This is a genomic window from Spirosoma oryzae (assembly GCF_003002825.1).
GTDB classification, from domain to species: domain Bacteria; phylum Bacteroidota; class Bacteroidia; order Cytophagales; family Spirosomataceae; genus Spirosoma; species Spirosoma oryzae.
On record NZ_PVTE01000015.1, the window covers coordinates 136,412 to 156,018 of the forward strand.

General features: G+C 50.7%; 26 protein-coding genes. 24 read left to right on the top strand and 2 right to left on the bottom strand.

Going from position 1 to position 19,607, the window contains the following annotated elements:
• Nucleotides 1-756: a ParA family protein gene (locus CLV58_RS17920; RefSeq protein WP_106139189.1), complete on the bottom strand. Its 756-nt coding sequence runs from the start codon at nucleotides 754-756 to the stop codon at nucleotides 1-3.
• Between the two features lie 465 nt (nucleotides 757-1,221).
• On the opposite strand from CLV58_RS17920, the gene CLV58_RS17925 reads away from it, so the two are divergent.
• The 4 genes from CLV58_RS17925 to CLV58_RS17940 are packed head-to-tail and all read left to right on the top strand — an operon-like array spanning nucleotide 1,222 to nucleotide 5,372.
• Complete coding sequence (locus tag CLV58_RS17925) at nucleotides 1,222-1,650, top strand: plasmid mobilization protein (protein ID WP_106139190.1); 429 nt, start codon at nucleotides 1,222-1,224, stop codon at nucleotides 1,648-1,650.
• A complete protein-coding gene (locus CLV58_RS17930; protein WP_106139191.1) occupies nucleotides 1,631-2,929 on the top strand; it encodes a relaxase/mobilization nuclease domain-containing protein in 1,299 nt (432 codons plus the stop codon). The genes CLV58_RS17925 and CLV58_RS17930 overlap by 20 nt, the downstream gene beginning before the upstream one ends.
• A gap of 2 nt (nucleotides 2,930-2,931) precedes the next feature.
• Nucleotides 2,932-4,935 (top strand): type IV secretory system conjugative DNA transfer family protein, encoded by a 2,004-nt coding sequence (locus CLV58_RS17935; RefSeq protein WP_106139192.1) that lies wholly within the window; start codon nucleotides 2,932-2,934, stop codon nucleotides 4,933-4,935.
• Entirely contained in the window at nucleotides 4,932-5,372 is a 441-nt protein-coding gene (locus CLV58_RS17940) for a hypothetical protein (RefSeq protein WP_106139193.1), read from the top strand. The genes CLV58_RS17935 and CLV58_RS17940 overlap by 4 nt, the downstream gene beginning before the upstream one ends.
• Here CLV58_RS17940 and CLV58_RS17945 read toward each other — a convergent pair.
• Nucleotides 5,320-5,937: a M23 family metallopeptidase gene (locus CLV58_RS17945; protein WP_170108734.1), complete on the bottom strand. Its 618-nt coding sequence runs from the start codon at nucleotides 5,935-5,937 to the stop codon at nucleotides 5,320-5,322. The genes CLV58_RS17940 and CLV58_RS17945 overlap by 53 nt on opposite strands.
• 196 nt (nucleotides 5,938-6,133) lie before the next feature.
• Between CLV58_RS17945 and CLV58_RS17950 the strand changes: the two genes are divergently transcribed.
• From CLV58_RS17950 to CLV58_RS18045, 20 genes are all read left to right on the top strand, one after another.
• Nucleotides 6,134-7,057, top strand: a complete 924-nt coding sequence (locus CLV58_RS17950; protein WP_106139195.1) for a DUF3945 domain-containing protein — start codon at nucleotides 6,134-6,136, stop codon at nucleotides 7,055-7,057.
• Nucleotides 7,058-7,076: 19 nt separating this feature from the next.
• On the top strand, nucleotides 7,077-8,843 hold the full coding sequence (locus tag CLV58_RS17955) for a toprim domain-containing protein (RefSeq protein ID WP_106139196.1): 1,767 nt from the start codon (nucleotides 7,077-7,079) through the stop codon (nucleotides 8,841-8,843).
• A complete protein-coding gene (locus CLV58_RS17960) occupies nucleotides 8,840-9,436 on the top strand; it encodes a hypothetical protein (protein WP_106139197.1) in 597 nt (198 codons plus the stop codon). The genes CLV58_RS17955 and CLV58_RS17960 overlap by 4 nt, the downstream gene beginning before the upstream one ends.
• Nucleotides 9,437-9,595: 159 nt before the next feature.
• Nucleotides 9,596-9,799 (top strand): hypothetical protein, encoded by a 204-nt coding sequence (locus tag CLV58_RS17965; RefSeq protein ID WP_106139198.1) that lies wholly within the window; start codon nucleotides 9,596-9,598, stop codon nucleotides 9,797-9,799.
• A gap of 69 nt (nucleotides 9,800-9,868) precedes the next feature.
• A complete protein-coding gene (locus tag CLV58_RS17970; protein WP_170108735.1) occupies nucleotides 9,869-10,198 on the top strand; it encodes an SH3 beta-barrel fold-containing protein in 330 nt (109 codons plus the stop codon).
• Between the two features lie 64 nt (nucleotides 10,199-10,262).
• Nucleotides 10,263-10,970, top strand: a complete 708-nt coding sequence (locus CLV58_RS17975; protein WP_106139199.1) for a hypothetical protein — start codon at nucleotides 10,263-10,265, stop codon at nucleotides 10,968-10,970.
• 64 nt (nucleotides 10,971-11,034) lie between these two features.
• The gene (locus CLV58_RS17980; protein ID WP_106139200.1) at nucleotides 11,035-11,547 is read left to right on the top strand and encodes a hypothetical protein; all 513 of its coding nucleotides are present in this window, start codon (nucleotides 11,035-11,037) and stop codon (nucleotides 11,545-11,547) included.
• 83 nt (nucleotides 11,548-11,630) lie between these two features.
• Nucleotides 11,631-13,031 (top strand): DUF4942 domain-containing protein, encoded by a 1,401-nt coding sequence (locus CLV58_RS17985; RefSeq protein WP_106139201.1) that lies wholly within the window; start codon nucleotides 11,631-11,633, stop codon nucleotides 13,029-13,031.
• A 91-nt stretch (nucleotides 13,032-13,122) separates the two neighbouring features.
• Entirely contained in the window at nucleotides 13,123-13,317 is a 195-nt protein-coding gene (locus CLV58_RS17990; protein ID WP_106139202.1) for a hypothetical protein, read from the top strand.
• Nucleotides 13,318-13,532: 215 nt separating this feature from the next.
• Nucleotides 13,533-13,922 carry a DUF3846 domain-containing protein gene (locus tag CLV58_RS17995; RefSeq protein WP_106139203.1) on the top strand — a complete coding sequence of 130 codons (390 nt, stop codon included), beginning with the start codon at nucleotides 13,533-13,535 and terminating at the stop codon, nucleotides 13,920-13,922.
• A 61-nt stretch (nucleotides 13,923-13,983) separates the two neighbouring features.
• The gene (locus CLV58_RS18000; protein WP_106139204.1) at nucleotides 13,984-14,322 is read left to right on the top strand and encodes a hypothetical protein; all 339 of its coding nucleotides are present in this window, start codon (nucleotides 13,984-13,986) and stop codon (nucleotides 14,320-14,322) included.
• A gap of 88 nt (nucleotides 14,323-14,410) precedes the next feature.
• Nucleotides 14,411-15,058, top strand: a complete 648-nt coding sequence (locus tag CLV58_RS18005; RefSeq protein WP_106139205.1) for a PD-(D/E)XK nuclease-like domain-containing protein — start codon at nucleotides 14,411-14,413, stop codon at nucleotides 15,056-15,058.
• A complete protein-coding gene (locus tag CLV58_RS18010) occupies nucleotides 15,058-15,303 on the top strand; it encodes a hypothetical protein (RefSeq protein ID WP_106139206.1) in 246 nt (81 codons plus the stop codon). Before CLV58_RS18005 ends, CLV58_RS18010 begins: the two co-directional genes overlap by 1 nt.
• 195 nt (nucleotides 15,304-15,498) lie before the next feature.
• Nucleotides 15,499-16,140 (top strand): hypothetical protein, encoded by a 642-nt coding sequence (locus CLV58_RS18015; protein WP_146141466.1) that lies wholly within the window; start codon nucleotides 15,499-15,501, stop codon nucleotides 16,138-16,140.
• Nucleotides 16,133-16,513 carry a hypothetical protein gene (locus tag CLV58_RS18020; RefSeq protein ID WP_106139208.1) on the top strand — a complete coding sequence of 127 codons (381 nt, stop codon included), beginning with the start codon at nucleotides 16,133-16,135 and terminating at the stop codon, nucleotides 16,511-16,513. Before CLV58_RS18015 ends, CLV58_RS18020 begins: the two co-directional genes overlap by 8 nt.
• Nucleotides 16,514-16,553: 40 nt before the next feature.
• The gene (locus CLV58_RS18025; protein ID WP_146141467.1) at nucleotides 16,554-16,976 is read left to right on the top strand and encodes a hypothetical protein; all 423 of its coding nucleotides are present in this window, start codon (nucleotides 16,554-16,556) and stop codon (nucleotides 16,974-16,976) included.
• A gap of 233 nt (nucleotides 16,977-17,209) precedes the next feature.
• Nucleotides 17,210-17,797, top strand: coding sequence for a recombinase family protein (locus tag CLV58_RS18030; protein WP_106139210.1), 588 nt, complete (start codon nucleotides 17,210-17,212; stop codon nucleotides 17,795-17,797).
• 6 nt (nucleotides 17,798-17,803) lie between these two features.
• Nucleotides 17,804-18,802 (top strand): PDDEXK nuclease domain-containing protein, encoded by a 999-nt coding sequence (locus CLV58_RS18035; protein WP_106139211.1) that lies wholly within the window; start codon nucleotides 17,804-17,806, stop codon nucleotides 18,800-18,802.
• A 52-nt stretch (nucleotides 18,803-18,854) separates the two neighbouring features.
• Complete coding sequence (locus CLV58_RS18040; RefSeq protein ID WP_106139212.1) at nucleotides 18,855-19,166, top strand: GTPase-associated system all-helical protein GASH; 312 nt, start codon at nucleotides 18,855-18,857, stop codon at nucleotides 19,164-19,166.
• Nucleotides 19,167-19,607: hypothetical protein (locus CLV58_RS18045; RefSeq protein ID WP_146141468.1), on the top strand; the 441-nt coding region annotated here is incomplete at its 3' end.

Below are 19,607 nucleotides of genomic sequence, written 5' to 3' on the forward strand. Positions count from 1 at the left end.
CTAGCTGTTGATTGAGAGTAGTTGTTCGATTTCGGTAAACAGGTCTTTCAGTCCACTATTGCGCAAGTAATTGATAGGCATTGGAAACAGCGTCGATGTGTTACCCGAGTCCTGATAGGAGTCACGTTGTGGGATACGGCTTTTCAAACACTGGAATCCGTATTGATTCAACCGCTCTTCGAGCTGATCAGCAATCAGTGCATCTCGGGAAGGCTTGTAGCGATTCCAGATAACCCGGCAGCGATCGGCCGGTAGTAGACCAATCTGATTGATCGACGTCAGGTAGCTGAAGCCCGTCGTTACGGCGTACTGAGAGGTATCCATTGGAACGACCAGATAGTCCAGTTTACCAATGGCGATCTCATAGCCATCAACGTCAATACTACCGGGCATGTCGATCAGGACCAGTTGGGTATCATCGGCCAGCGACTTCAGCAGTTCGGGTACATTAGCCGGCGTTCCCGATAGGATCTGATAAGGCTCTACGTTCTGCTCGTCAAAGCGGGCGCTCATTTCCTCATCCGCTTCAATCAGATCGACTTCCCGAAGCCGCTGATTGTATACCGACAGCTGCGAACCGTCAACGTCGAGGATAGCAACCTTTATGCCCCGTTTGTAGTGGAGCCAGGAAGCAACGATAACAGAAAGCGTTGTTTTCCCCATTCCACCCTTTTGGGTCGCGAAAGCAATAACTGCGGGGGAGCCGAGTGCGGCAGCAGGAGCCCCAGTTGAGGGCTGCGTTTCAGAGGTGACCATAAGTGCTATGTTTTAATTACGGGATCAAAGAAAATGACTTGTCAATTAACTGACAAGTTAACTTCAAAAAAAAATGATCAATTGATTAATTGATTAGTCATTAAGTCATTTTGTCAACTTAATGACAAAGTTACTTAATGACTTGTTATTAAGTCGTTAAGTCAAGAAATCATTTCGTTGACTTAACGACAAACACACCTCGTCATTTTAATGACTAAATGACTTGTCATTTTGCTGACTTGTCAACAGCCGCACAGTGGGTACCGAAGCCCCCGCGTGTCATTAAATCATTTTGCTGACTTGTCAACTAAATGACAGCCCTCTCTACACGAAGCCCCCACACCGAAAGGGGGGCCGTTCGAAGTTAGCAAGATGTGTTTTTGTCATACAAAAACCTGTTCGATACCCCTGGTATGCTCACATGACTAGCCTCCGAAGTCGGCTAGTTTAAACTCAATCAACCCAATGGAAAACACACGCAATACTGGGGGGCGGCCTGAACTACCCCCCGATCAACAAAGTACAAAACGCATCAACGTACGATTGACTCAGGAGGAATACGAAGCCTTTGTGCAACGGCGAGAAACGGTTCAATCGAAGGATATGTCAGACTTCATTCGGTGCGTAATTCTGGACAGACCACTGCCGGTAAAGGAAGCGATTACCACCTATCAATCCAGTGTATTATCACAGCTAGCCGAGATTCGGGACGATGTTCTACGTATCGGCGTGAACGTAAATCAGTCGGTCAAACGCATCAATAGTATGACTGATTACCGCGATTTACAACGCGAAACGGCTAACTTATCAGGTCAGGTTGAGCGCTTAAATAGTCAGCTGACAACCCTGATAAAACACCTCGCTACCCCTACCGATGGTCGCGCGGATCAGTAGCGGAGCCAGCCCTTCAGGGGCGGCCCGCTACAATGAGAACAAGGTTGAGAAAGGGGAAGCAGAGCGATTAGCCGTGCGCAATTTCAAGGGTGTGGTCCAACCGGTGGGGGAGATGACCTACGCAGTCGTTGCGGGTAAACTCGAAGACCAGGCCGGGCTAAATCAACGCATTGGCAAACCTACCTTTCACGCAAGCCTTTCACTGGCACCAGGTGAAAAGCCGTCCTCTGCTGAGTTGCTGGCAATGGCCGATCAGTACATGCAGGGGATGGGATATGGCCGGCAACCCTACGTTGTTTACCAGCACCACGACACCGACCACACGCACGTTCATATCGTTTCGGTGCGCGTCGACGACAAAGGCAAAAAGGTACCGGACAATCATGAACGGGAGCGTAGCAACAAGCTACGGCAACAGATAGAACAAGACTTCGGGTTACAGGCTGCTCAACGGACGGCCGTCAAGAAAGAACGTGTCGAACTCGTACCCCTACAGTACGGACAGGGAGATCTGAAGCGTGAGCTTTCTGATGTCGTTCAGGGTGTATTGCGCGGCTTTCAATTCAGCAGCATGGCCCAGTACAATCAGCTGCTGGGCATATACAATGTGAAGGCTATCGAAGTCCCGCAGCCAGGCAAAGCGCCCGGACTAGTTTACTCGCTGCTTGATAGCCAGAAGAACACGGTCGGTACCCCCTTTGCTGCCAGCACCCTTCCTTATCAACCTACGCTGTCCACCGTAACACGGCGCGCAGACGCGGGGAAGAAGATCAAAGGCGACCGGGTGAAAGGTGTACGTAAAGTAGCGTACACAGCCCTCACCGGTAGCGCGAACTGGACAGACTTTCAGGTAAAGCTTTCTGCAGTCGGCATTGAGACGCTACCCCACCGGGGAGCCGACGGCAACCTGTTCGGCATCAGCTATGTCGACGTGCGCAGTAAGGCAATCTACGGCGGCAGTGAACTGGGCAAAGCTTATACGGCCGGATCGCTCAAAAACACCTTCGGACCCGATTACACGTACCCTATCGACCGGCCCCTCGACGCAGGGAAGACAGCATCCATCGAACACAAACAGCAACAGAGTAAACAGCTGGTCGACAAGCCAGCGCAGGACCAATCAGTGAAACAACGCGAATCGCAGGACCAAAACCAATCGCCTATGCACAACCAAGACATGATCCGCCAATTTCTTAACGCTCTGGCAGGGCCCGAGGAGAATGATAACGAACACGAACTCAAATCCATGTTAAAACGCGCCCGGCAGCGCAATCGTTGACCATGAAAGACGAACGTAAGAACCTTATTCACAATACCGAAATATTCCTCTTCGCAGGAATGGGCCTGTTGGGGCTACACTTCTATGTCGAACTGGAAAGCTTCTTTGCGGGTTTCGGCTGGTCAAATCCAGTTGTTGTCGAGAAGTTGGGTAAGCTGGTCAATCCCCCCAAGTTTGCGAATAGTCACTGGTTGTTGAAGGCCAGTGGAGGGGCCTGTTTCGTGCTGTTTAGTTTGGGCAGCCATTCAATCAAGTCAATCAAGATTACCTGGCGTAGCGTCTTTATCGCACTTGCGCTAGGTTTACTGTTCTTCATGGGTACGCTACCCATGCTAACCAGTCAGCGCCTGCTCGATGCCGTCGGTATCACTCCGCTCAGTGTTGCCTACATCGCTTTGTCTGTGGTGGGGCTACTATACCTTATCAAAGGCGTACAGGGCGCAAAGCGGGTATTGGACTTCCAGATAGGCAGCGATAGCTTCAACGAGGAGAACGAAAGTTTTCCGCAGCAGGAGCGCCTTATTGAGAACGATTACTCGATCAACATCCCGATAGAATTCACTTACAAGCGAAAAAAACGGTTCGGCTGGATCAATCTGACCAACCCCTTCCGTGCGCTGCTTGTGATGGGCATTCCCGGTTCCGGTAAGACGTTCGGCATTATTTACTATGTCATTCGCCAACACATCAAGAAGGGGTGCACAATGTATATCTATGACTGGAAGTTTCCGGATCTATCGCTTGTGGCCTTAAACGCAATGAAACGGCACTACAAAAAGCTGCCAGAGGGAACGCGCTTCTACTGCATCAACTTTGACGATCCGAGCCGGTCACACCGATGCAATCCGATTGCCCCGGTATACATCCAGACTATTGACGATGCCTACGAGACGGCCAAGTTAATGATGTACAACCTCAACCGGAAATGGATAGGCACGGAGGGTGATATATGGGCAGACTCCGCCATCAACTACGCAACGGCTATTCTCTGGTATTTGCGGTGTTACGACAAAGGCCAATACTGCACCTTTCCGCACCTAGTCGAAATGATGACCGTGGACTACAGGAAGATTTTCCCGATTTTGATGGAGCGGGAAGACCTGGAAGCCTATATGGTGCTGTTCGTGTCTGCTTACGAAGGGGGGGCGATGGAACAGCTGGAGGGACAGATGGGATCGGCCCGTAGTGGTATAGCCAAGTTATCAAGCCCCGGTGTGTATTGGGCCATGAGTGGCAATGATTTTACGCTCGATATCAACAACGAGAAGGCACCCAAGATTTTGGTCGTCGGCAACAATAGCAAAAAGAAAAACATGTACTCGGCGGCCCTAAGTCTGTACAACGCGCGGGTACTCAATCAGATCAACGTACCAGGCCAGAAGCCCTCATCCGTCGTCATCGATGAGTTGCCCACAATCTACTTTCAGGGACTTGACACGCTGATAGCCACCGGACGCAGTAACAAGATCGCCGTAACGATTGCCATGCAGGACTTCGCGCAGCTTGAGAAAGACTATGGCAAGACGGAAGCGGAAGTAATACGAAACACCGTCGGCACGGTTATCTCCGGCGCCGTGAAGGGCACAACAGCCAAAGCGGTTGAGGAACTACTGGGTAAGAACGTTCAGCGTAAGCAAAGCATCAATATTCAATCGGAGGATACGACGCACAGCATCTCGACCGATCTACAGCCAATGATGCCGGCAGCGAAAGTTGCACGGATGGGCACCGGGACTGTGGCGGGCGTGGTAGCGGGTGGTTATGGGGAGGAAAGCGAGTACAAAGCGTTCCATGGTAAAGTGATTGTCGACGAGGACGAGTTTAAGGCTGAGCAGAAGATTAAGGAACTCCCTGAATTTTCTATTTTTGCTAAGGACAAAGGCTCCATCGCCGATCAGGTTGCTGCTAACTACTCGCTTATCAAGAAGGAAGTTAAGGACTTGGTAGAACAGGAATTCGGACGGCTTGGGGGAAACCATTCATCTACAAAAAAGCGTAAACCATGATGAGCGAAGACGGTACCAAGACAGCCACTATCGTAAGTGACCGGCTGGCCCAGTTACGGAAGAACTTAGGAGATCGGCTTGGTCGTCCGCTAACGATTCAGGGTCTTGCCGATCGGAGTGGCGTCAAAACGAATGCGATACAACGGCTGGAAGATGGGCTTAAAGGAAACTTTGAAGCCCTACTTACAATCCTACTCTACTACCGGGGGCAGGGCTATAGCCTGGACTGGATTTTGGTCCCCGACAATCGGGACATACCCATGATGATGACTCCGGGAGAGGATCTGCTGAAAGTCAACAACGCAATCCTGGACATGAGCAGAATGCTGAATGAGAGCTATCGATCAATCAGTCAGCACTTACGCGCTATTGGGCTGGAAAGCGTCAGTGCTTCTGTGGTACCGGACGAGGTTGTTGAACCAGCCGGGGTGTTGTAACACTATCGGCAAGCCATACGGAAGCCTTTTTGCGCAGTAAGAAACAGAATTGAAACGGGTCTATAACGGACCCGTTTTTCTTTATGGTATAGTGCAGATGGGGGCCTGTAGCCGCTCCTGTCTGACCAACCCGACCGATTCCCTCCCCGCAGCGCACGGATTGCCCTACACGCACACAATAGCCGCTCAGGTGTCCGTATACCGTCTCGAAGCCGAACGCGTGTTGTAGCCGCACGAAAGCGCCTAATTCGGCATTGTATCCCACTTGCTTTACGATCCCCGCAGCCGTGGCCTTTATGGCCTGACCTGTGGTTGCCTTAACGTCCAGACCAGTATGAAGCCGTACCCGTCCATAGATCGGATGTTTTCGTAGTCCAAAGGGAGAAGTAACCCGGAATCGTTCGAGTGGCAGGTCCACCGGCAACACGCAGGGGATTAGTGGGAGGTAGTCAGGCGTCAATGCAATAGCCTTCACGACCTGCTCAATCTGAGCATAGGACAAAGCCCGATGCATCAGGGCCAACTCAACAGTGTCAAGCTCAACGGTTGCGGAGTCGACGGCCAATGTATCCCTCGTTTGCGCGATTGCAGACGTCAGGGTGGAAGACAAGAGACCAACCCCCACAACAACCGTTAGCACGACTTTTGAGTACATATTTAAAATCTAAATATAAATCTCTATAAAGATTCGGATTTTAAATTAAAAACTTAAATTTAATCAGATATAGTGTTGATTATCACCTCAACTTTTCACGTAAGCCATGGAAACCGCTACGAATTACGCTCGTCAACAAGCTGACGGCCTCGACAACATTGCGCCAACTACCTTGCAGGGTCAACAGGCATGGCAGTATGCCCAGTCTGACAACTTCCTCAGCCCCGAAGAAGCAGCGGCCGTTATGCGTCAGCAGCTGGAGCCTTACCGGGATCAGATCACGGCAAAGCTTACTCAGATCGGCTACGCACCGGACAACCTGGCAAAGCATCCCCAGATCGAACAGGCGCTTTACAGTGGCCAGCAAACCGAATCATTAGGCATTCTGGTTGGGTCAGAACTCGAACTGCGCGGTCGACTACGCATTGTCATGACAGAGCAGGGCCCAGATTTTCGATTCACACCGACTCAGCCGGCGCTAACCATACCCGACAGCGTTAGTGGCGTACGACTCAGCAAAAATGAGCAGCAACAGCTACGGGAGGAGGGTGCGCTTGAACGTCCGGTACTGCTACCCGAGAATGGCACACTGGTTCCAACTTTCCTTCGGATAGATCCGCAGACGCAGACGCTCGAACTGTGGCGAGTGCAGCCCGAGCAGCTGCCTACCAAGTTGCTGGGCGTCGATTTGACAAGAGATCAGCAATTGCAGCTTGTCAGTGGCCATGCTATTCACCTGATGGGCTTGCGGGACAGCCAGAACGAGCCGTTTAATGCGATGGTGAGTCTGTCACCGGCCAAACAGTCCATTCAGCTAAGTGACTTTAGCCGTCAGAACGTAGCTTTGAAGGCAGACACTCCTTTTCAGCAGCAGTTAGCCCTCAACAACGAGGGGGCGAAAACCGATCAGACGCGCGGGCAGGAAATCAGAACAGGCCAAAGCGTAGTTACCAATGCACAGAAGGAGACGGTCGAAAAGCAACCAGATGAACAGCAGGCCCAATCCGTTGGGAAACGGATGAGCCGCTAATCCCCGATTATTACTCGCCATGACAAAATTTGATGAACTGAAGGAGCGGTTTCCAAATCTCATACCGGTTCAAGAGCTACGATCCAACGTATCAATTGTCGAGTTGGCAGTTCAATACGGGTATGAACTCCAACGGCATAAAGGCCAGAGTAGGCCCGTACTGGAGCACAGCGCCTACAACGATACGATTATCATAAAGAACCCAAAGGACCCCGCACAGCAGGTTTATCAGCGTGCGGGCGACTTTGCGGATTCGGGAACGATCATTGATTTCATTCGTAACCGGTTGTCGACAGTGTTTGTCATGTTCAACCGGCCCGGCGACAATGAATTCAAGAACATCACCAGCGTGCTCTATGACTACCTGCGGGTTGATCCCAACATGGTGGCCAAAAACAGGGCTGTAACGGCCGCTCTTGCTGACACCGGTACCAAACAGCAGTTTGCCAAAGAACTCTTTGATTTAAGGCCCCTGGCCCCTGACAACTACCTTACCAAGCGAAACATCGCGCCGGAAACAATCGCCCGACCCGAATTCGCCAATAAGGTGGTTGCCCAGGTGGCTTACCTCAACCCAGCTACTGGTCATACCGATGACTACCTGACGGCAAAAGAACACCCGGAGCGTAACTATCTGAAGTTTACCAATGTCGCATTCCCGTATTACAATGGGCTGTCCCCAGAAGTTACAGGGCTTGAGCTACGGAACGAGAAGCTCAAGCTTCACGCGCCGGGCAGCGATCGTTACAGCAGCGTCTTCGTCTCCAATGCACCAACCAAAGCGCAGCACTTCGTCGTTATGGAAAGCGCCATTGATGCCCTGTCGCATCAACAGCTACGGGCCATACGGGGAGACAATGCGTTTGACTCGGTTTACTTCTCAATCGGTGGCCAGCTCACCAACCAGCAGGTCAATACGGTTACTCGCTACATCGGGTCGTTTCCGAAGGCTGAGAACTATTCGATCAATCTGTCTTTTGACAATGACACCAAGGGGCACCGCTACGACCTGCAATTCGTGCAGCAACTGGTAGCGGCCAAATTCCCCATGAGTCCAACGGTAGGCAACTCCCACCGCATCAGTTACGTTTTGCCCGAAGATCAAGCGTACCGACCGATCCGGGACGAACTGCTGAGTAAGGCCGAGTACTTCAACCAGAACGTTCGCGCGCAGATCGGCCGTACCGATGGCGACGCATTAGGGCAGAAGGAGCTACAGAGTCAGCAGATATTCATCGGCTTCAACGCAGGTCAGACAACAATCAATATTCCGGAGTCGTGTGCTGCCTTATTGATGGTGACCCGTTCGCTGCTGGAGCTTACCGGACTTGACGAGCGCATTAAAATCAGCAAATCGGTCGGAAAGGATTACAACGAAGACCTGACAAGGGAGATCCAGCAAACAGGTAAGTACCGCTATTCGATCACCGATGAGACGGGGCAGACGCTTTATGACGGTAATTCAGCTAATACGCTGTCTCGCCAGATGAATCACCTTAAACATCAGGCTGAATCAGAAGGTAGTACCAAATCTTATACGGTTAACGAACGTCAACCGTTTGGATTCACCAAACCCCAGGTCGAACTATCAATTGAAGCTGGCAAGGTCATTAAGGCAACGCAGAAGCCTGAGTTTCACCAGCAGGTTCTTAACGAAAGGAAAGAGCAGAAGAGCGTTACCACCGCATTACCCGAAAAGATTGCCCTCAACCCAGAAGATAAGCCGCAGGTCGGCAAAGTACCACAACCAGGGGATGATAACTCCCTAAAACCCAAACGAAGATGATTAGGAATGCTGTCAAATTCACGGATTTGGATTCCTTTCTCGATCACATAGACAGAAAGGGGTGGAATGGGGAAGTAACAGGCCTGCTCTTTGAAGATGGCAGACGCCCGTACTGCTCGGCCTATTTCATACCGACCGACAAGCTACCCCAGGGGTTCGACCTGGATGATATTGGCGAGTTTGGCGGCACGTTCGCAAAGGTTAAGGAATTTACCTATGTCGGCACCGAGCGGTTCGTTGTTGACTTTATGGTTTTCCCGCGATCCCTATGCGGATATGTTGAAGTAGACAGCGACGGCTCTATTACTTTTGCAGATGATACATCTACAAACGACGGATCGGACATGAACTTTGTAATCAATCTACAGGACGTAGCAGGGCAGGAATACTACCTAGCCGCCGATGGCAGAATGATAAATCTAGCCAGCACTGAGACTGATGAACCGTTACTGTTGAAGACCAACAAACAGGTCACAAAGCAGATTGCCAGCTTGCGCGAGAAATACCCGCAGACATGCCGTATTACCGCCGTAGAGCGACGCGACTTTGAAGACAGGCGGAAGGCCGTCCAACACCCTGACGACGCTGTATAAGCCAATTGTGAAGGTTGGAAAGGGGAAAGAAAGCATTGACAGAACAGGGGCGGAGTTTGCCCCTTTTTTTGTGTCATTATTTTACATTAAATGTATATTATTATTTGCTATTTAATGTAAAAGGCCGTACCTTAGATATGTAATTAAAACATAGCAAACATGACGGTTGAGACGGAAGTACCCTTTGATTTCGAGTTCAGCTACACCCCCGGCGAACGCGCAGACCGCGACTATCCCGGTTCCAATCCAGAGGTTGTTATCACCCACGTTACCCTATTTGGCGTCACGATTCCGCTGGAATCCCTGAGCAAAGAGGTAATAGACCAAATGGTCGATGAGGTGCTGGAACGCTACGTAGACTAACCAATCAGCCTACCCGGAGGGCCAAATCCGGGAACTTCTTCACCTCATACCGTCAGCCCCGTTACAGCCATGAACACAGTATCAACCACCGCCCCCAGCCGCGCCGACGTAGTAGCCTTTGCGTGGCAGATCGCCAGAGCCGCCAAACTGCCTTTTGGCGAAGCCAGCAAAAAAGCATGGGCCACCCGCAAACTACAAGGCCAGATGCAACAGCGGGCCGTCAGCTTCTTCTACCGCAAGGGCGACGGAACCGAACGCTTTGCGGTAGGGGATATGCTTGCCGCGCCAGCACCGGAGAAAGCCAGCGGCAAGCCTACCAACGCGCTAGTCGTGCGCTACTATGACACCCTCGCCGGAGGTTGGCGCAGTTTCCGAGCCGACCGCCTGATAGTCGCCTGACTCATTACCCCGAAGGCCGGACGGGTTGTTCCGGCCACCTTTCACCCCTTTACGCATTACCACTATGGCAAAGAGCAACGCCACCCATAACACCACTACCCCCGAAGTACCCGCGCTGAAATCGCACCAGACCTTTAACCAGGCTACCGGCGAGATCGGAAGCAAGTTCAAGTATCTGGAAGGCCACCCCCGGCAATACCGGTTCGATGCCAAAGAAGGCACGTTTTCAATCAATGGTACGGAGAAGCTAGGGCCAACCCTTTCGTTTCAACCCTTTGCGTGGCGCATCTTCAACGATAGCATTCTGAACATGGGACCGAAGCTATGGGCCGAACTGTTCTTTGTTGATGAAAAGAATTGTGTGTCGGTCGTGATGTTTCACGGCTATTCAGTGGACAATATTTTCCGCCTGATTGAGCCACTGTATTACGACGACCAGACGCTTGCTGATGTGGTAATCACAGTAGTAGCGGAGAAGAAGGAGAACACCAAGATTACCCCGAAAGGCATCTACTACATCGCCAACTTTTCGTACAAGTTAGCGAAGGACACCGACCGGACAGCCCAGCTAAAAGAGTTCGGGCAGGATACACGCATCTTCCGGCAGGAGACGGTAACGGACTTAGCCACTATCAAAACGGCGCTGAACTATTACAATCCGTTCGCCAACGGGGATGAACCGGAAGCCCTACCGGAAGGCTCTACGCAACAGGAGGTAAACGACGCGGTTGAGCAGCACTACGCCGAGCAAGCCGAGCAGACAGAGCAATAGCCATTAGAACGAGTCGGGCGGCTGAGGTGATAGCCAGCCGCCCCCGCTCAAAACAGCCCAGCACATGACCGCTCAATTTCCCCCCATCAAAACCGTTGTCGGCAAACTGCTGCTTAACAGTTGGTCCGCCGAGTACGCGCTGAATATCAAACCGGCCTGCGCGGATCGTGACTTTTTGAATAGTGCGCTGAATTGGGCGCAACCGCAGGCCTACTACGCGGCTCTGTTCTCGATGCGGGCGCGACTGGCCGCAGACGATGTACACATGGCTGACCCGAAGGCCATTGAGAAACTTATGATTCGGTGGGCGCAGGACGGGGTATTTGGCGAACCTATGCGGACCAACCCCTTTGCCGATCTGTTCAACGCGCCCCGCCTACGGGTAACCGGCCCCGAAGCAGCCGCCCGGCATATTGAACTGACAAACCGGGTTCATGCCTTCGCCATCCTGAACGAAACCTACATCAGCAGCCGGGTAGGGGAGCCTACCTACCGGCGCATTATCGCCGACCTGCCCGACTACCTGCGAAACGGCTTTGTCGGTGCCCGCACTACGCTGATCCTGTCCGAGGACTAAAGGCGCTCGATACTTTCTCCCCTTTTCCAATTCTGACCATCTACCCCGTACCCAAACTTGAGTACGCTAGCCGCCCTGTTGCCATGAACGCCGAATACTACCCAACGCCCCGCCCTGTTATCGCCAAGATGCTGAACGGCATCGACGCCCGTAGTTTGAAAGCCAAACAGATTTTGGAGCCACAGGCAGGGGAGGGCGCGCTGCTCGACTACCTGACCGGCATTTGTGGCGTATCCAGCCGCAACGTGTACGCCATCGAAGAAGATGCCGACCTAGCCTATACGTTGCAGGGCAAAGACTACAAAGTCATTCACAACGACTTTCTGACCTATTCCGGTGATTACCTGTTCGACCTGATCCTGATGAACCCACCGTTCAGCAACGGCGACGAGCACCTGCTGAAAGCGTGGGAGGTGATGCAGGAGGGAGATATAGTTTGTCTGTTGAACGCCGAAACGATCCGCAACCCCTACACCAGTCGGCGGAAGTACTTGGCCAAGGTGATCGACGATTTTGGCAGCGTGGAGTACTTGGGCGACTGCTTTAGCCAGGCTACCCGCCGAACGGACGTAGACGTTGCACTCGTGCGGCTTCACAAGGCCGAGAAAGACCCCCGGTTCGATTTCTCATTCAGCGGCAACGCCGAACGTAAGTTCGATTTCAGTGAGGAGCTGATCAGCGATCAACTGGCCATGAACGATCTGACCGGCGCACTGCTACGGCAGTACGAAATGACCAAAAGCGCTTACGTCGGCTACATCAAAGCCCGGAAGGAATTGGAGTTCTATTCGCAAGGGCTCATTTACAGCCATAACAGCGTTACCAAACTAGCTGATGAGAATTACAGCCCCAACCTCAGCGCGTCTTACAACGGCTTTCTGAACAGCTTCAAGTCGGAAGCCTGGAGCATGATTCTAGGCAAGCTCAACGTCGGTAAGTTTCTGACCAACAGCGTAATGAAAGACTTCGAGAAGTACAAGAAGTCACAGGGGGCAATGGACCTCACGCGGGAGAACATTCTCAGCATGGTACAAATACTGATTATGAACCGGGGCAGCATTATGGAAAAAGCGGTTGTTGACGTGTTCGACATCTTCACCAAGTACCATAAGGAGAACCGCTGCCATGTGGAGGGCTGGAAGACAAATGACTATTGGAAGGTCAACAAAAAGATCATTCTACCTTACTACCTGGACGATATTCGTTGGTCTACTTACTACAGCACCAGTCACCGCTGTTATCAGGAGTTTGCCGACATTGAAAAGGTTATGTGCTACCTGACAGGGCGGGACTACGCCCAGACGCCCAGCATAAAGGACTTTATCAGTAAGGTGCGAATCGGTGATAGTGGCGAGCACGAAAGCACATTCTTCTACTTCCGTTGCTACAAAAAGGGTACGCTGCACTTACGGTTCAAAGACGAGAAGTTATGGGAGGAGTTTAACCGGCAGGCCTGTAAGGGCAAAATGTGGCTACCTGATTGATTTGTAGGGGTTTTTCGTACCGTGGTACGAAAAACCCAATGCGACGATTTAAAGACATTTTTTAAACCATTGCGAAATTGGAACGGGAGAAATGAAGCAGTTAACCAGTGGCAGCCGCGTAAAGGTCAGCGTCTACAAAAACGGGTTCTTTGTCAACAGCTACACCGGTAGCGTTATAGCGTTTACAAAGACTGGTCTAGTGAAGGTCAAGCCAGATTCACCCATGGCCGGCATCAAATGCGTATCGGCCGACAATGTGAAAGTCATAGCCGAAGCCCCCCAGTAACAAGAGAAGCCAGCCCGATCCGGGTTGGCTTCTGCGTAATTAAAACATAGTTTTTGTGGGAGCATCACTGCGCCCGCATTACACCAACGCCCTGATTGGCTGTTTTGGTTCTCACTGGATACCGTTCAAACTATATTTACATAATAAGTACATTTTAATTTGCTATTTACTGTAAATGCATCTACCTTAGTATTGTAATTAAAACATAGGAAAAGATGCGATTAATCAAGATTGACCCTAACACTCAGACCATTGAGTACGTCGAAAGCACCGGCAAACTGAATAGCCTGCGCGAGTTGATTGAGTGCCGCATGATCGACGTATGCGCCCGTCAGGACAACGGCGATTCGTTGACCGTCGACGACGAAGCTCTGTTCCTGGAGCCGCAGCCGTTCGCCTTCCGTTTTGGTAACTACGGCCAACCCGTTCACGGAATCGCTTTGCTTACTGGCACCGACGAGGAGGGCCGTACGGCTGAACCCACAATGACGCTCGAAGAAGCGCAGCAATGTGTCGAATGGATGGGCAACGTATATACGTCACCGTCATTCACGGTAGTCCCGCTTTATGACCGGGTTTTGATGCCGGGTATCTATCCTAATTGATACCACAAAAGCCGGAAGGGGGGCGACTCCCTTCCCGTTTCAACCCACTAATCGATTAGCTATGTTCCTCATCAAGATCACCAACAGCCACCCCGTCACCAATCGGCTGAAAGAATACATCGATAAACAGCTGCGGCAGTTGGAGTGCATGAACGTGGCAGACCCCGAAACGCTCAGGAAGCATTTAGAACGCATCGTACACCGGGCGAACGTCTGCCACCCGCGCTGCCATCCGCTTAAGTCTTATCTGAATCCGGCCTACACGAAAGGCGATTACACGGCAGGGGTAAGCGAACTGATTCAGTTCAGTTTGTACGCCCACCGGGGCACTTTCGAGGGTACACCCGCGCCAACACCAATGCCCGCCGAGCAGGGAAGGCAGGCAACCCTATTCTCGTAGCGGCTCAAAACACTATTCAGTAAATCATCAAATCATTTCGGGGGAGCCGTTCGGCACTCACCTACACCTTTTATTTCCCTTTCCAACCATGGAATACCGTTCAATGCCTCGCTATGCGAACTCTGACCTTAGCCAGTTTCGTGATCAACTATTGGGCCTGCCTGCCCGCAAACCATCTACAGCAGCCCTCGTCTTTGGGACGCTGTTTCATAGTCTGACGCTGGAACAACAGCCACCGACGGGCATCAATCCGAAGCTGGATGTTCAGCTCATTGCTATGCGTGATTCGGTCATGCAATGCGACTTTGCCCGTAACGCCATCCAAACCGGACGGGTCGAACTGGTGCAGACGTGGGAGGACGAACTAACAGGCTTGCCCTGCAAAGGAAAGCTTGATATATGGTGCGATCGGGACGAAACGATAGTAGACCTCAAATCGACCAGTGCGCGCTCCTACGGCGAGTTTCTAAAGTGCTGTGAAGACTACGACTACGACCGGCAGGCAGCGTTCTACCTTGACGGCAACCCGTTTGCAAAACGGTTCGTCATTATTGGTGTTCAGAAGACTGCCCCGTTCCAGGTCTTCTACTTTGAAGCCACAGCTGCGCGGGGTTGCATCGAGATGGGCCGTAAGAAGTACGGGGCCCTACTTCGGGATATTGAGCGATTCGGCTTTACACCTACCTCGTGGGACAAGAAGGCGGTTTACCTGCAACCACTTAGCCAGGCTGCCTAATGGAGACGCCGATCACACAGCCAGTTGCCGACGAGGTTCGGCACTGGCAGGTTGGCGACCTGTTCACGCTGGGCGTATCAACCGAGCGGAAGCTGGTCATCAACGTTACTGACGACCGGGTGGGGGTGATTGCTGAGAGTAAATTCTACAGCTGGTACGGGCATCAACCACAGATCACCGTTAATTACAAGTGTAGTAAGATGGAGCGTGCGACGAGCAGGCCCAGCAAGTTAGTCTTAATGTAAAAATGATAATTGAACTAGCGAAACTAAAATTGAAGCAGTTAAGACGGTAAACGATATAATTCCCAATCAATAAGCAATCGTCAATTGGCACTATTGATGAACACAATGACGTATTACTGTCTGGCATATACCTTAAGTGTTCATCTGAAGCGTCAACGGTATTGCAAGAACAACCTTGAACTCCCTACTACTATAATGGATAAGTCACTTGAATTCTTTGAAGATACTCTCCGTACCAGCATTGCAGATCTGTCTCAGTTGATCCGTAGAGAAGCACTGATAAATAGCCCCACAGAGCACCAAAAGGCCCTCAGCAGTATTGTTTACTTTACGTTATTGAAGGACGAACTTAGCCGGCTGTTAAGCGCTGAAAACGCCGTAATCGTCACCGTTCAGCGAGTCCTAGAAGGAAAACCCTTCGAAAGCAATGATTTGATTCTGTCCGAAGATTCAGCTACTACAGCACAAGAATATTGCTATTCATTCTTTACCCGGATTGATTGTCCACTCGGCTCGGCTAGTGTGGAACTTGGTAATTGGATTGCCAGCTACGTCGACCAACAGCAGAGTATTCGGGACTCGTTTACTCACTACTTCCCAGATGTACAATTCTTACTAGGCGAAGTTGATTCCGCTGGCGTAATCAACACACACTCAATCAGTGAAGCTGAGTTGTTTGATTCACGGACTCGCGGACTGTTAGATGACATTGAGCGTAACCGAGCACTGATTGAATTTAACGAGCGTATGTTACTGGTCAAGAGTCTTCTTGAGCGCAACGCGTCTGCCGTACAGATCCTATCAGTCCTACTTAACGAACCACTCATATATGAGTAAGCAAATAGACAACGAAGTTTTATTTAATGCGGTCGAGGCAGAGCTGGTCAGGCGGCACGCCGTCGGTGAAACACCAGACGCGTTCGCTGGTAAGTCAGTTACCGGTGTGCGTGGCGTCATCAAAAACTGCTGGCAACTTTATCACGAGAGCCAAAGTATTATTCGAGAGGAGAATCGATTGGTTTGGCAACGTGACGCTTTACTGCCGGCGCAGGCCTTGGATACAACTAAATTGGTTAACTCGTTGAAGCATATACGGGAGCTGATTGACCTGACCGCTATCGGGCAATACCGAATGCCTACTTATTGCGAGGAATCGTCCGTTGCCTTATTGGATCTAATAACCAAATTCTATGTTAAACTCCGGAGCTAGCCCACCTGCCGTGCTATTAAAATTCGCTTTCTTTGCCTTCATGAAGAAGGATGAACCTGCCCCAACGCTCACCGATGATCAGATCCTAGCCGCATCGCATCGCTATTCAGCCGTGCTCAGCAAGATCGATGATTTGTTTAGCAAGGCAGGAGACGACCTGATTTCGGGCACACCAGCGACGGTTTACCTCAAGCGTATGGGACACCGGCAACTTTCCAACGAAGACGTCGCCAATCTGATAAAGGGGGTGGGGTCCGATGAGGATAAACAGGCTTTCGCTGGCTTTGAGAAAGCACAGAGGGCGATGACTCAACGTATTAAGATTGCCAAGGCCAAAGGTGTTATTCTGGCTCAGGCAGAGATAACTCAACCCGAGTGGCGTAAACGGCAGGAAACCCCCTCAGTGTGGAAGCCAGAGCAGATCAATCAGGTCATTGACGTGCTGAAACGAATTCGTGTGTAACTAATACAATTGGACCCTTTTCTGAACGCGGGGTAGGGGAGGGGGCACTAGACGAAAAGTGGCCTTCTCATGATTAGAATATCCGTCCACTTTTCTTGTTAAGCCAGTAATGTAGTTTTCTGCTTTTTCTGACCACTTGTATCCGCTAAAATCAGTTTAGCGGACAATCACTGTTGTTTTCAAGTGGGGTGGAAGCTTACTCTGTTCGTTGACCATTTCATATTCAGAAGACCATGAAGTTCGGTTACGCCCGCGTTTCTACGCATGAACAAATCCTCGATTTGCAAATCGATGCGTTGAAAGCAGCTGGCTGCGAACGCATCTATCAGGAAAAAGCCAGCGGCAGCAAGGCTGAACGACCAGAGCTCATGCGGATGCTCGACCAACTAAGAACAGGCGATACAGTCATCATTTGGAAACTAGACCGACTGGGCCGATCACTGGCACATCTGATTAAATTGGTCAGCGATCTGGAAGATCAAGGGGTGGGGCTACTCAGTCTGAATGATCCCATCGATACCACGACGCCACAGGGACGGCTTGTCTTTCGTATTTTTGCCAGCCTGGCTGAATTTGAACGGGATGTGATCCGTGAGCGCACCATGGCCGGCGTAGCCTCAGCCCGCCGACGTGGGCGGTTACTAGGCAGACCTAAGGGATTGACTAAAAACGCTGAGCAAAAGGCCCGCTTGGCCGAGAGTCTATACAAAGACGAGAACTTCTCCGTCGAGCAAATCGCCCGTGAACTCCGCATCTCCAAAACGACTCTTTACAAATACCTCCGGCATCGGGGTGTTTCTATTGGCCTACCACCTAACTAAACCCTGATGGATAGTTTATTAAGCTCAATTCGCCACATCATTCTCCAATCTCGGCAGAGTGCCGTCCGTTCGGTCAATCATGCCTTGACCTTGATGTACTGGCACATTGGCCAGGCAATCGTTGAAGATGAGCAACAAGGTCACCAACGGGCCGTCTATGGAAAAGCACTTATTAAAACCTTGTCTGAGACACTCGTCGCCGAGTATGGTGAAAACTTTTCGGGCCGAAATCTGCAATTGAGCCGACAACTCTACCTGACGTTTCCAAATGTGAACGCGCTGAGTTCACATTTGAGCTGGACCCACTACAAAGCACTGATGCGACTGGGAGGGACTGACCAGCGTACCTTCTACGGTGCTGAAACGGAGAAGAACGGCTGGACTGTACGCCAATTGGAGCGGCAGATCAACAGCCAGCTCTACGAGCGGTTGTTGCTTAGTCAGGACAAAGAAAGCGTATTGGCTATCGCTCGCTCGGAGAGTAAACCTACCGAGCCACATCAACTTATCAAGGATCCGCTTGTGTTGGAATTTCTAGGTCTTAAACCGCAGGCCAGTTATTACGAATATGATCTGGAAAATGCTATCATTACCCACATTCAGGAGTTCCTTCTAGAACTGGGAAACGGATTTTCTTTTGTTGCGCGGCAAAAACGCATTTACATAGAAGGCGACGAGTTCAAGGTTGATTTAGTCTTCTACAACCGATTGTTACAATGTTTTGTGCTGCTGGAGTTGAAGTTGGATAAAATTACGCATCAGGACTTAGGACAGCTTCAGATGTATGTCAACTACTACGACCGATCGGTTCGGGAATCGTACGAGAATCCCACGATTGGCATTTTACTGTGCGCCGACAAGAACGACGCCGTAGTTCGCTACACCTTGCCCGAGAATAATACACAGCTCTTTGCCAGCAAGTATCAGCTGCATCTGCCCACTGAACAACAATTTATCGATGAGATTCTAAGGGAACTTCCTGACCAGCGTAAAGACTCAACTTGATTATATAGCTAAAGTATCTATTTATCGAGCTACACCAAGAAACCGTTTCAAGATGACTGAATCAATACTTCAAGCTTACCTTAACGAACAGCACATCAGAACTGATGTTTCGGAAAATGTTGAAAGTCTGAAAAAGGCCGTAGGGGAAATCACTACTTACCTTAAGAAGAAGAAGGAAAGGGCAGAACTAATACCGTTTACGCTTGTTGCACTCGACCCGATGGTGAGAGACATCGATCCAGTAGTAAAACAGGTGGAAACTATCATTATCAAAAATTGGCCTGCTTTTAAAAATAGTGTGACTGCCACTAAGGATAAATCCACTACATACATTCGGGCAGTCATACTTGAATCACTGAGCTAATTGTCTGAAGATGATGTGGCCACGGCAGCGCTGGTCTGGCTTACTGCCCGTGACGTGATCGGCCATTACCAACTGGGTTTGGAGGAGAGCGTGATAAGTGATCTTCTTCAGGAGCTGGCCGACCAAACGGAGGGAAAGGGACAGGCTGCATGGGGAATAAGTCGTAAACTTCAGGTAGCTGAGTTTAAGAAAGAAGTCATATCCATCTCGGAAGTGAATGAGGCTGAAATAGATGAAAAAGTTCTAAAGAAGCACTTACTTGATGCGATGGTGTATTCTGGGTGGAGTCCGAATGTCGGAGGAGGAAAAAATCCTTATTATCAAGGTAATAATGATTGGCACTGGCCAAAATATGCGGCAGAACAATCAGCTATCGGAATTACTGAAGTTGTGAACTCTGCCTTATCCGAACAATCGAAATCCCTTTCCTCTATACCTACC

Coding starts and splice junctions, on each gene's coding strand:
- CLV58_RS17995 (WP_106139203.1), top strand. CDS start 13,533: ATGCGATTAATCAAGATTGACCCTAACACTCAGACCATTGAGTACGTC.
- CLV58_RS17960 (WP_106139197.1), top strand. CDS start 8,840: ATGATTAGGAATGCTGTCAAATTCACGGATTTGGATTCCTTTCTCGAT.
- CLV58_RS17985 (WP_106139201.1), top strand. CDS start 11,631: ATGAACGCCGAATACTACCCAACGCCCCGCCCTGTTATCGCCAAGATG.
- CLV58_RS17965 (WP_106139198.1), top strand. CDS start 9,596: ATGACGGTTGAGACGGAAGTACCCTTTGATTTCGAGTTCAGCTACACC.
- CLV58_RS17975 (WP_106139199.1), top strand. CDS start 10,263: ATGGCAAAGAGCAACGCCACCCATAACACCACTACCCCCGAAGTACCC.
- CLV58_RS17935 (WP_106139192.1), top strand. CDS start 2,932: ATGAAAGACGAACGTAAGAACCTTATTCACAATACCGAAATATTCCTC.
- CLV58_RS18025 (WP_146141467.1), top strand. CDS start 16,554: ATGAAGAAGGATGAACCTGCCCCAACGCTCACCGATGATCAGATCCTA.
- CLV58_RS18030 (WP_106139210.1), top strand. CDS start 17,210: ATGAAGTTCGGTTACGCCCGCGTTTCTACGCATGAACAAATCCTCGAT.
- CLV58_RS17940 (WP_106139193.1), top strand. CDS start 4,932: ATGATGAGCGAAGACGGTACCAAGACAGCCACTATCGTAAGTGACCGG.
- CLV58_RS17920 (WP_106139189.1), bottom strand. CDS start 756: ATGGTCACCTCTGAAACGCAGCCCTCAACTGGGGCTCCTGCTGCCGCA.
- CLV58_RS18040 (WP_106139212.1), top strand. CDS start 18,855: ATGACTGAATCAATACTTCAAGCTTACCTTAACGAACAGCACATCAGA.
- CLV58_RS18035 (WP_106139211.1), top strand. CDS start 17,804: ATGGATAGTTTATTAAGCTCAATTCGCCACATCATTCTCCAATCTCGG.
- CLV58_RS17950 (WP_106139195.1), top strand. CDS start 6,134: ATGGAAACCGCTACGAATTACGCTCGTCAACAAGCTGACGGCCTCGAC.
- CLV58_RS17980 (WP_106139200.1), top strand. CDS start 11,035: ATGACCGCTCAATTTCCCCCCATCAAAACCGTTGTCGGCAAACTGCTG.
- CLV58_RS17955 (WP_106139196.1), top strand. CDS start 7,077: ATGACAAAATTTGATGAACTGAAGGAGCGGTTTCCAAATCTCATACCG.
- CLV58_RS18000 (WP_106139204.1), top strand. CDS start 13,984: ATGTTCCTCATCAAGATCACCAACAGCCACCCCGTCACCAATCGGCTG.
- CLV58_RS17990 (WP_106139202.1), top strand. CDS start 13,123: ATGAAGCAGTTAACCAGTGGCAGCCGCGTAAAGGTCAGCGTCTACAAA.
- CLV58_RS17925 (WP_106139190.1), top strand. CDS start 1,222: ATGGAAAACACACGCAATACTGGGGGGCGGCCTGAACTACCCCCCGAT.
- CLV58_RS18005 (WP_106139205.1), top strand. CDS start 14,411: ATGGAATACCGTTCAATGCCTCGCTATGCGAACTCTGACCTTAGCCAG.
- CLV58_RS18010 (WP_106139206.1), top strand. CDS start 15,058: ATGGAGACGCCGATCACACAGCCAGTTGCCGACGAGGTTCGGCACTGG.
- CLV58_RS17970 (WP_170108735.1), top strand. CDS start 9,869: ATGAACACAGTATCAACCACCGCCCCCAGCCGCGCCGACGTAGTAGCC.
- CLV58_RS18015 (WP_146141466.1), top strand. CDS start 15,499: ATGGATAAGTCACTTGAATTCTTTGAAGATACTCTCCGTACCAGCATT.
- CLV58_RS17930 (WP_106139191.1), top strand. CDS start 1,631: ATGGTCGCGCGGATCAGTAGCGGAGCCAGCCCTTCAGGGGCGGCCCGC.
- CLV58_RS18020 (WP_106139208.1), top strand. CDS start 16,133: ATGAGTAAGCAAATAGACAACGAAGTTTTATTTAATGCGGTCGAGGCA.